A 9,016-nucleotide genomic window follows, 5' to 3' on the forward strand; every position below is an offset into this window, starting at 1 on the left:
GGATCGTCCTCGCCGTCGGCGGGGACGGCATCGCGGGAGGTGTCGGCGGCGCCCTCAGCGGAACGGGCGCGACCCTCGGCCTCGTCCCGGCCGGCCGGGGCAACGACTTCGCCCGCGCGCTGGGACTGCCCCGGGACCCGGCGGACCTGGCCCGCGTCCTGCTCCACGCCGAGCCACGGCAGGTCGACACGGTCGAGGTCACCTCGGCCGTCCACGACCGCACCGTCGTCCTCGGCGGCGTGTACGCCGGGGTGGACGCGCTCGCCAACCGCCACGCCAACCGGTCCAGGCTGCTGCGGGGCTCCGCGTCCTACTACGCGGGCGGACTGCGGGCCGTCACCACCTGGCGGCCCGCCCGCTACCGGGTCACCGTCGACGGCGAGGAGCACCCGCACACCGGGTACACGGTGGTGACCGCCAACTCCGGCTACTACGGCTCCGGCCGCGTCATCGCCCCCGGCGCCCGTGTGGACGACGGGCTGCTGGACGTCGTCATGATCCGCCAGGCACCGCGGCGGCTGTTCTTCGCCCTGATGAACGAGCTCAGGACCGGCACCCACGTGCGTCGGCCCCAGGTGCGGATCCTGCGGGGCGAGGAGATCCGCATCGAGGCCGACCGGGAGATCCCCTACGGCACCGACGGGGAGGTCGACGCGGTCCTCCCCGTCACGGTCAGGGTCCTGCCCGGAGCCCTGCGCGTCCTGTACTGACCGCCGCTCAGGGCCGGGCGCCGTGGTGGCGCCGGGCCAGCCGCGCGAGCGCCACCGCGCCCAGCAGCAGTCCGAAGTCGCGCAGCGCGACGTCGTAGTGGCCGGACAGCGTGAGCAGGTTGACGATGATCCCCGCGAGCCAGCCGGCGACCAGCCAGCCCCCGAAGCGCGGTGCGATGCCCACGACGGCGCCGGCCACGATCTCGATCACGCCCACCGCGTACATCGCCGCCTGCGCGCTGCCCGGGACGATGCCGTCGATCCACGGCGCGAGGTAGGCGGGCCAGTCGACGAGGAGGTTCGCGAACTTGTCCAGTCCGAACAGGACCGGCGCCACGGTGAAGCCGGTGCGCAGGATGACGAACGCCTGGTAGCCGGGGTCGGTGAGGGCGGCCCGCCGGGGCGTGACCGACGTGCCGCTCGTGGTTGTGGAGGCCATGGCCTGCACCCTTCTTCTATCGACAACTTTCATTAACGATAGAAGCGCGGTTCCGCTCTTTAGTCAATGACCGTTGCTTTTACACTGGTGTTCGTGGATGACACGGAAGAAGTACGCGACAAGGACGTCTCGGCCATCTCGGCCATCGCCGCTCTCGACGAACCCACCCGCCGGCGGCTCTACGACTACGTGGTGGGCCGGCGCCACCCGGTCGGCCGGGACGAGGCGGCCGAGGCGCTCGGACTGGCCCGGCAGACCGCGGCCTTCCACCTGGACCGGCTGGCCGCGGAGCACCTGCTCGACGTGCTCCACGTCCGGCGCAGCGGACGCACCGGACCGGGCGCGGGCCGCCCGGCCAAGCTCTACCGCCGCTCGGCCGCGCAGATCGCCGTCAGCCTCCCGGACCGGCGCTACGAACTCGCCGGCCGGCTGCTGGCCCAGGCCGTGGAGGAATCCGCCGCCGGCGGGGAACCCGTGCGCGACGTACTGCACCGCAGGGCTCGGGAGCTGGGCGTACGACTGGGGACGGACGGTGACGCGAGGGAGGTCCTCCGCGTGCTGGAGCGGTACGGTTTCGAGCCGCGCCACGACGGCGGGTCCGTCGTCCTGGGCAACTGCCCCTTCCACGCGCTGGCCCGCGCGCACACGCAGACGGTGTGCGGCATGAACCTGCACCTGATGCGCGGAGTCCTCGAAGGACTCGGTGCAACGGGGTTCGAGGCCCGTCTGGCGCCGGAACCGGGCCGGTGCTGCGTCCGCCTGGAGCCCGCCGCCTGAACCCGTCACGAGGAGGCGTGCCATGAACCCGCGCGAGCTGTCGACCTTCGGCCACGGCACCGCCGGCCGGGACGCACTGGTCCGGCTGCTGGGTGATGCGGGGATCGCCGCCGTCGTGGACGTCCGGACCGGCCCCGGCAGCCGCCGCGACCCCGACCTGGCGCGCGCACGGCTGGCCTCGTGGCTGCCCGAGGCGGGCATCGCCTACCGCTGGGAACGGGACCTGGGCGGCTTCCGCAGACCGCCGCCCGACTCGCCCGACACCGTCTGGCGCAACGACTCCTTCCGCGGCTACGCCGCCCACACCCGCACCCCCGGTTTCGTCACCGCGATGGACACCCTGCTGGAACAGGCCGCCCGCGAGCCGACCGCGGTGATGTGCGGCGAATCCGTGTGGTGGCGGTGCCACCGGCGGCTCATCGCCGACTTCGCCGTCCTGGCCCGCGACGTGCCCGTGCGTCACCTGATGCACGACGGACGCCACACCCGGCACAGCCCCACACCGGGCGCGCGCCTGCGGGACGACGGACTGCTGGTCTACGACGACGCCGAAGCCGCGGCACGTGGGACGGCGACGGGACGCAACTCGGGAGCCACCCGCCGTTACCGGACGTGACCCAAGACTGGACCCGTTCGTTCTCTGGAATTATTCGCGTCTCGGGCTATAGGTTCGGCGCATGACCGCATCCCGGCCGCCGACCACCGCCGAGGAGCTCCGCGGAGCGGGCCTGCGCGCGACGGCCGCCCGCGTCGCCCTCCTCGACACCGTCCGCGAGGGCGGCCACCTCGGAGTCGAGGCGCTCGCCTCCGGAGTGCGCCGGCGCATAGGGCAGGTCTCCCTGCAGGCGGTGTACGAGGCGCTGAACGCGCTCGCCGGGGCGGGGCTGGTGCGCCGCATCGAGCCGGCCGGCAGCCCCGCCCGCTACGAGGGCCGGGTCGGGGACAACCACCACCACGCGGTGTGCCGTTCCTGCGGCGTCGTCGCCGACGTCGACTGCGCGGCCGGTGACGCGCCCTGTCTGACCCCGCCCGACGGTCACGGTTTCGCGATCGACGAGGCCGAGGTCGTTTTCTGGGGCCTGTGCCCCGGCTGTTCCACCTCCCGCAGTAGCTGAACTGCGCGAACGTTTCCGCTCGGAAGGACTCCCATGACCGAGAACCATGACGCGATCGTCACCGAACCCAAGACGGAGGAGGCGGGTGGCTGCCCGGTCGCGCACGGGCGCGCCCCGCACCCCACCCAGGGCGGCGGAAACCGCCAGTGGTGGCCCGAACGGCTCAACCTGAAGATCCTCGCCAAGAACCCGGCCGTGGCGAACCCGCTCGGCGAGGACTTCGACTACGCCGAGGCGTTCTCGGCCCTCGACCTTCCGGCGGTGAAGCGGGACATCGCCGAGGTGCTGACCACCTCGCAGGACTGGTGGCCGGCCGACTTCGGCCACTACGGCCCCCTCATCGTCCGCATGGCCTGGCACAGCGCGGGCACCTACCGCATCAGCGACGGCCGCGGCGGCGCCGGGGCCGGCCAGCAGCGCTTCGCCCCGCTCAACAGCTGGCCGGACAACGCCAACCTCGACAAGGCCCGGCGGCTGCTGTGGCCGGTCAAGAAGAAGTACGGCAAGAGCCTGTCCTGGGCCGACCTGCTGATCCTCTCCGGCAACGTCGCCCTGGAGTCGATGGGCTTCACGACCTTCGGCTTCGCCGGCGGCCGCGCCGACGTCTGGGAGCCGGAGGAGGACGTCTACTGGGGCCCCGAGTCCACCTGGCTCGGCGACGAGCGCTACACCGGCGACCGGGAGCTGGAGAGCCCGCTCGGCGCCGTCCAGATGGGCCTCATCTACGTCAACCCGGAGGGCCCGGGCGGCAATCCGGACCCGATCGCCTCGGCCCGCGACATACGCGAGACGTTCCGCCGCATGGCGATGAACGACGAGGAGACCGTCGCCCTGATCGCGGGCGGCCACACCTTCGGCAAGACCCACGGCGCCGGCCCGGCCGAGCACGTCGGCGACGACCCCGAGGCCGCCGGCCTCGAGGAGCAGGGCCTGGGCTGGAAGAGCACCTTCGGCACCGGCAAGGGCGGTGACACGATCACCAGCGGTCTCGAGGTGACGTGGACCAACACGCCGACGACCTGGGACAACAGCTTCTTCGAGATCCTCTTCGGCTACGAGTGGGAGCTGTTCAAGAGCCCCGCCGGCGCCCACCAGTGGCGGCCGAAGGACGGCGCGGGGGCCGGCACCGTGCCCGACGCCCACGACCCGTCGAAGAGCCACCAGCCGACGATGCTGACGACGGACCTCGCCCTCCGTTTCGACCCGGTCTACGGACCGATCTCGCGGCGCTTCCTGGAGAACCCGGACGAGTTCGCGGACGCCTTCGCCCGCGCCTGGTTCAAGCTCACCCACCGCGACATGGGCCCCAAGTCGCTGTACCTCGGCCCGGAGGTGCCCTCCGAGACCCTGCTGTGGCAGGACCCGCTGCCGGAGCGCACCCACGACCTGATCGACGCCGCGGACGTCGCCGCCCTCAAGGAGCAGGTCCTCGCCTCGGGCCTGCCGGTGTCCGAGCTGGTGTCGACGGCGTGGGCGTCGGCCTCGTCCTTCCGCGGCAGCGACAAGCGCGGCGGCGCCAACGGCGCCCGCGTCCGCCTGGAGCCGCAGCGCGGCTGGGAGGCCAACGACCCCGACCGGCTGGCGGCGGTGCTGCGCACCCTGGAGGGCGTCCAGGAGTCCTTCAACTCCGCGCAGACCGGCGGCAAGCAGGTCTCGCTCGCCGACCTGATCGTGCTGGCCGGTGCCGCGGGCGTCGAGAAGGCGGCCAAGGACGGCGGCGTCGACATCGAGGTGCCGTTCACGCCGGGCCGCGTGGACGCGTCGCAGGAGGAGACGGACACGGAGTCCTTCTCCGCGCTCGAGCCCACCGCCGACGGCTTCCGCAACTACCTCGGCAAGGGCAACCGCCTGCCGGCCGAGTTCCTGCTGCTCGACAAGGCCAACCTGCTGACGCTGAGCGCCCCCGAGATGACCGTCCTCGTCGGCGGTCTGCGGGTCCTGGGCGCGACCCACCAGCAGTCCTCGCTCGGCGTGTTCACCACGGCCCCCGGCACCCTGACCAACGACTTCTTCGTCAACCTGCTCGACCTGGGCACGACGTGGAAGCCGACGTCCGAGGACCGGACCACGTTCGAGGGCCGCGACGCGGCCACCGGAGAGGTCAAGTGGACCGGTACCCGTGCCGACCTCGTGTTCGGATCGAACTCCGAGCTGCGCGCGCTCGCGGAGGTCTACGCGAGTGACGACGCCAGGGAGAAGTTCGTGAAGGACTTCGTCAAGGCGTGGGACAAGGTCATGAACCTCGACCGGTTCGACCTCGTCTGATCCCTCCGTCCCGCCGATCCGGGCCGGCCCTCCGGGGCCGGCCCGGACGTGCGCCGGCCCCGAGATGCGGGCGGGCCGCCCTGCCGCCAGGCTGGAACCGAGCCGACCGCCACCTGAAGGAGGCGCCTGGGATGGGCAAGGGCAGCGACCGCGGGAAGAACCTCCACCGGGGCGACGAGGTCGCCTGGAGCAGCCACGGCGGCGAGGCGACGGGCAAGGTCGAGAAGAAGATCACCGAGCGCACCGAGGCGGCCGGGCGCACGGTCGCCGCCTCCGAGGAGGAACCGCAGTACGAGGTGCGCAGCGACAAGTCGGGCAGGCCGGCGGTCCACAAGCCCTCCGCGCTCAGGAAGAAGAAGTGAGCGCCGTGGAGGCGGACCGCGAGGACGAGACCTGGGACGAGTTCCGCGAGCTGGTCAACATGAAGCCGGCCGACCTCGAGGAGTGGCTCGGCACGGAGGAGTCCCGCAGCGCGGGTCAGCACGCGGACGGCGGCGAGTCGACCGGTCACGCGTCCGGCCGCCGTATCGTCGGCATCCTCCGCGCCGGGAGGAAGGACCTCTCCGACGACGACTACGCGCACATGCGCAAGGTGGTCGGCTACATCCGCCGCCATCTCGCCCAGCGTCCGTCCGGCGACGTGCGCGACACGCGCTGGCGCCACTCGCTGATGAACTGGGGCCACGACCCGCTCGACGACGCGTCCTGACACCACCGCCCACGGACCTCCCGGGGGCGTGCACCCGTGCGGGATCCGTCCCGGTAGGGTCGGCCGGTGAACACAACCACCGTGCACCGTCGCAGTGTTGTCCTCACCGCACTCACCACGGCGACCACCGCCGCGTGCGGCGGACGGCGGCAGCGGAGCGACGCACCGGCGCGGCACGCGTCATCGGAGGGACCGGGGGTGGATCCACGGGAGGACGTCGCGCACCAGTGGGGGCGCCTCACCTCGTGGCTGCGGCGTCACGCGCCCGCCACCCACGCACGGCTGCGCCCGCCGGTGACACCCGAGGCGCTGGCATGGTACGAGAAGCGCATCGGCACGCCCCTGCACGACGACCTGAAGACGCTGTGGGGGACGAACGAGGGCACCTACCTGTTCGGGTTCCCCGGCTTCCTCGACGGCGACGCGCCGCTGAGCATCGACGGATCGTTCTTCTGCCACCCGCTGGAGCACGCGCGGGAGCGGGGCTGGGAGCGGACGTGGGTACCGTTCGCCTGCAACGACCCGACCGACCCCTACTCCGGTCTGTTCCACGACGCGGAGACCGGCCGTGTCGGGTACTGGACCGAGGCCGAACCGCCGCAGGTGTGGAAGGACACCACCCTGGCCGGCTACCTGAGGAAACAGGCGGACGCCCTGTACGAGGCGGCCCCCCGGCCGCACGGCGGGGACGTGCCCGGCGTCTGGAACGGTCTGCTCGTCTGGGACGACCCCGGCCACCGGCTGTACCACGACCTCGACGGGTGGCGGCCCGTGCACGAGGAGCACCGCGGGCACGAGGGGGACGCGTGAGCGGGCGGGCGGAGGCGACGGAGCGGGCGTGGAGCCGCGTCCGGGCCGCGATCCTGCGCGGCCCGGACACCTACCCGCCCCTGCGGCCCCCGGCCCCCGAGGCGGCGGTCCGCGCCTTCGAGGACGCGACGGACACCCGGGTGCCGGAGGCGCTGCGGACCCTGTGGGGACTGCACGAGGGCGCGTACGACGTCCGCGCCGACGGCCTGCGGTGGGACTTCATGGACGGCCACGCCTTCATCTGCCTGGACGTGGCGCGGCAGATGCACGCCATGGTCACCCTGCCCCTCAACCACGGCCTCTTCACGGACAGATGGGGGCGCGCCTGGGACCCCGCGTGGATACCGGTCACCTCCCGCGACGACAGCACGATGTACACGTCCGGGTACTTCGTGGACCCCGGGGGCCGGGTCGGCTCGTGGGACGGGCACGACCTCACGGAGGCGGTCCACCCGACCCTCGCCCACTACCTGCACCACATCGCCGACCGCATGTGAGCCCCGCAGGTGTGGCATCGGGGAAACGGGCCATCAATGAGGGGAGCAAAGCCACTCGACGCGAGGAGTGTCCGCGCATGGGAACCGCCGTCCACGTCCCGCAGACCCGGGACATGATCGGGGAGGAACTCTCCGGAGACGAGGCGTTCGCCGCGCTGCGGCACTACGGGGGGCTGCGGCTGCTGACCGACTCCTTCGCCCGCTTCCGCTACGCGGACGGCTTCTCCAACGCGCGGGCGCTCGCCTTCCAGGTCGTCCTCGGCCTGGTGCCGTTCACCGTGGCGCTGGTCGGCCTGGCGACCTCCGTGCACACCGAGGGCGTGGGACGGGTCATCGAACTCACCCTCGGCCGGATCGTGCCCGGCGCCAGCGCCGACCTCGTCGAGGACGCCTTCGAGGGGACCAGGCGCAGCGCCCACGACGACTTCGGCAGCGAGCTGGCGCTCTGGCTCGGCCTGAGTTTCGCCCTGCTGAACCTCGCCTCCGCCATGGCCCAGATCGAGCGGGGCGCCAACCGCATCTACGGGATCGAACGCGACCGCCCCTTCCCCCGCAAGTACGGCAGGGCCGTCCTCCTCGCGCTCACCGCGGGACTGCCGCTGGTGCTCGGGTTCGTCGTGCTCGTCGCCGGTGACGCGGTGAGCGACGCGGTGGTCCGGGTGGCCGGGGGACCCGGCGGCGGCACGGGGTGGTGGACCGTGCTGGAACTGCCGGCGGGGCTGGCGCTGGCGTGGATCGCCTCGGCGGTGATCTTTCGCTGGTCGCCCCGGCGGACCCAGCCCGGCTACACCTGGCTGGCCTTCGGCTCGGCCGTGCACCTGCTGCTGTGGGTCGCGGCGACGTGGCTGCTCGCGCTGTACGTCGAGGGCAGCGGGGCGTTCGGCGCCCTGTACGGGCCGCTCACCGCGTTCGTCGCGCTGCTGCTGTGGGCGTACCTCACCGCCGTCGCCCTCCTCCTCGGCATCGCGTTCGCGGCCCAGCTCGAAGCGGCGCGCGCCGGTGTCGACGCGGCGGTCCGGCCGGACCCGGGGCCGGGCGCCTGACCGGCCGGAACAAGCACGCGGACGGGGAACTTGGGCGTGGCGTACGCGCGTTGTCGGTGTGAGGTTGCACAATGATCGGAAAAGGAGATCAACTCCGGCGCCGCGCTGGGTAGACGGTCTCGTATCCCGGCTCCGGAAAGGTCCTGCTGATGCTCGCCACCGTCGACCGCCCCCACACCCTCGTCGCCCTGCCGACCGCGCGCCGCCGACCGGACCACCGCCGCGGCGGACCGATAACGACCGAGTTCCCGGTCGCCCCTTCCCGCCCGCGCCCCCCGGCCGGCACCCCCCGCACCGACGTGCTGCGCATCATCTCCGACCCCCGCACTCCCACGTACGTCACCGAGTACGCCAACGGCCGCCGCAGGTACAGCTACTGGCGCCCGCTCGACTCGGCCACCGGCACCGGGGGCTGCTACGCCGCCCTGCCCACCGCCGAATGCGACGCGCTGCACGCGGCCGGGCGGATCACCCTCGGTGAGCCCGTCGTGGACCCCAACCGCACGACGTACCGCGTCCGCACCGCCACCCGTGCCCAGACGGCCACCCGCGCCCAGTCCGCCACGCGCGCCGAACCGGCTCCCCGGACCCGGCCCGAGCCGGCACGCCCGGTACGGGAGCGCGCCCGCGTGGCCTGACCGGGGCGCGGGG

The 9,016-nt window shown here is 72.9% G+C and carries 12 protein-coding genes; 11 read left to right on the plus strand and 1 reads right to left on the minus strand.

Features of this window, described 5'->3' with window-relative positions; genetic code table 11:
* A partial coding sequence (locus B7767_RS16070; protein WP_107486129.1) for a diacylglycerol kinase family protein occupies nt 1-710 on the plus strand: 710 nt, incomplete at its 5' end.
* Between the two features lie 7 nt (nt 711-717).
* On the opposite strand, the gene B7767_RS16075 is transcribed toward B7767_RS16070, so the two are convergent.
* Entirely contained in the window at nt 718-1,149 is a 432-nt protein-coding gene (locus B7767_RS16075) for a hypothetical protein (protein ID WP_085572788.1), read from the minus strand.
* 87 nt (nt 1,150-1,236) lie between these two features.
* Between B7767_RS16075 and B7767_RS16080 the strand changes: the two genes are divergently transcribed.
* The 10 genes from B7767_RS16080 (at nt 1,237) to B7767_RS16125 (ending at nt 9,003) form a co-directional block, all read left to right on the plus strand.
* On the plus strand, nt 1,237-1,926 hold the full coding sequence (locus B7767_RS16080; RefSeq protein WP_085572789.1) for a metalloregulator ArsR/SmtB family transcription factor: 690 nt from the start codon (nt 1,237-1,239) through the stop codon (nt 1,924-1,926).
* Between the two features lie 22 nt (nt 1,927-1,948).
* Entirely contained in the window at nt 1,949-2,542 is a 594-nt protein-coding gene (locus tag B7767_RS16085; RefSeq protein ID WP_085572790.1) for a DUF488 family protein, read from the plus strand.
* Nucleotides 2,543-2,603: 61 nt separating this feature from the next.
* Entirely contained in the window at nt 2,604-3,041 is a 438-nt protein-coding gene (locus B7767_RS16090) for a Fur family transcriptional regulator (RefSeq protein ID WP_085572791.1), read from the plus strand.
* A gap of 33 nt (nt 3,042-3,074) precedes the next feature.
* Nucleotides 3,075-5,306, plus strand: a complete 2,232-nt coding sequence (katG, locus tag B7767_RS16095) for a catalase/peroxidase HPI (protein ID WP_085572792.1) — start codon at nt 3,075-3,077, stop codon at nt 5,304-5,306.
* A gap of 131 nt (nt 5,307-5,437) precedes the next feature.
* Nucleotides 5,438-5,668 carry a DUF2945 domain-containing protein gene (locus tag B7767_RS16100; RefSeq protein WP_085572793.1) on the plus strand — a complete coding sequence of 77 codons (231 nt, stop codon included), beginning with the start codon at nt 5,438-5,440 and terminating at the stop codon, nt 5,666-5,668.
* Nucleotides 5,665-6,015 (plus strand): DUF3140 domain-containing protein, encoded by a 351-nt coding sequence (locus B7767_RS16105; RefSeq protein WP_371101895.1) that lies wholly within the window; start codon nt 5,665-5,667, stop codon nt 6,013-6,015. The genes B7767_RS16100 and B7767_RS16105 overlap by 4 nt, the downstream gene beginning before the upstream one ends.
* A 66-nt stretch (nt 6,016-6,081) precedes the next feature.
* The gene (locus B7767_RS16110; RefSeq protein ID WP_143652483.1) at nt 6,082-6,825 is read left to right on the plus strand and encodes an SMI1/KNR4 family protein; all 744 of its coding nucleotides are present in this window, start codon (nt 6,082-6,084) and stop codon (nt 6,823-6,825) included.
* A complete protein-coding gene (locus B7767_RS16115; protein WP_085572795.1) occupies nt 6,822-7,322 on the plus strand; it encodes an SMI1/KNR4 family protein in 501 nt (166 codons plus the stop codon). The genes B7767_RS16110 and B7767_RS16115 overlap by 4 nt, the downstream gene beginning before the upstream one ends.
* A gap of 77 nt (nt 7,323-7,399) precedes the next feature.
* On the plus strand, nt 7,400-8,365 hold the full coding sequence (locus B7767_RS16120; protein WP_085572796.1) for a YihY/virulence factor BrkB family protein: 966 nt from the start codon (nt 7,400-7,402) through the stop codon (nt 8,363-8,365).
* A gap of 149 nt (nt 8,366-8,514) precedes the next feature.
* Entirely contained in the window at nt 8,515-9,003 is a 489-nt protein-coding gene (locus B7767_RS16125) for a hypothetical protein (RefSeq protein ID WP_085572797.1), read from the plus strand.
* Nucleotides 9,004-9,016 lie beyond the last annotated feature (13 nt).

The sequence above is a fragment of the Streptomyces sp. 13-12-16 genome (assembly GCF_002114215.1).
Classification (GTDB): Bacteria; Actinomycetota; Actinomycetes; order Streptomycetales; family Streptomycetaceae; genus Streptomyces.

Bases quoted from the DNA above. Each gene is read 5' to 3' on its own strand.
- B7767_RS16075 (WP_085572788.1), bottom strand. From the start codon at position 1,149: ATGGCCTCCACAACCACGAGCGGCACGTCGGTCACGCCCCGGCGGGCC.
- B7767_RS16085 (WP_085572790.1), top strand. From the start codon at position 1,949: ATGAACCCGCGCGAGCTGTCGACCTTCGGCCACGGCACCGCCGGCCGG.
- B7767_RS16090 (WP_085572791.1), top strand. From the start codon at position 2,604: ATGACCGCATCCCGGCCGCCGACCACCGCCGAGGAGCTCCGCGGAGCG.
- katG (WP_085572792.1), top strand. From the start codon at position 3,075: ATGACCGAGAACCATGACGCGATCGTCACCGAACCCAAGACGGAGGAG.
- B7767_RS16100 (WP_085572793.1), top strand. From the start codon at position 5,438: ATGGGCAAGGGCAGCGACCGCGGGAAGAACCTCCACCGGGGCGACGAG.
- B7767_RS16120 (WP_085572796.1), top strand. From the start codon at position 7,400: ATGGGAACCGCCGTCCACGTCCCGCAGACCCGGGACATGATCGGGGAG.
- B7767_RS16125 (WP_085572797.1), top strand. From the start codon at position 8,515: ATGCTCGCCACCGTCGACCGCCCCCACACCCTCGTCGCCCTGCCGACC.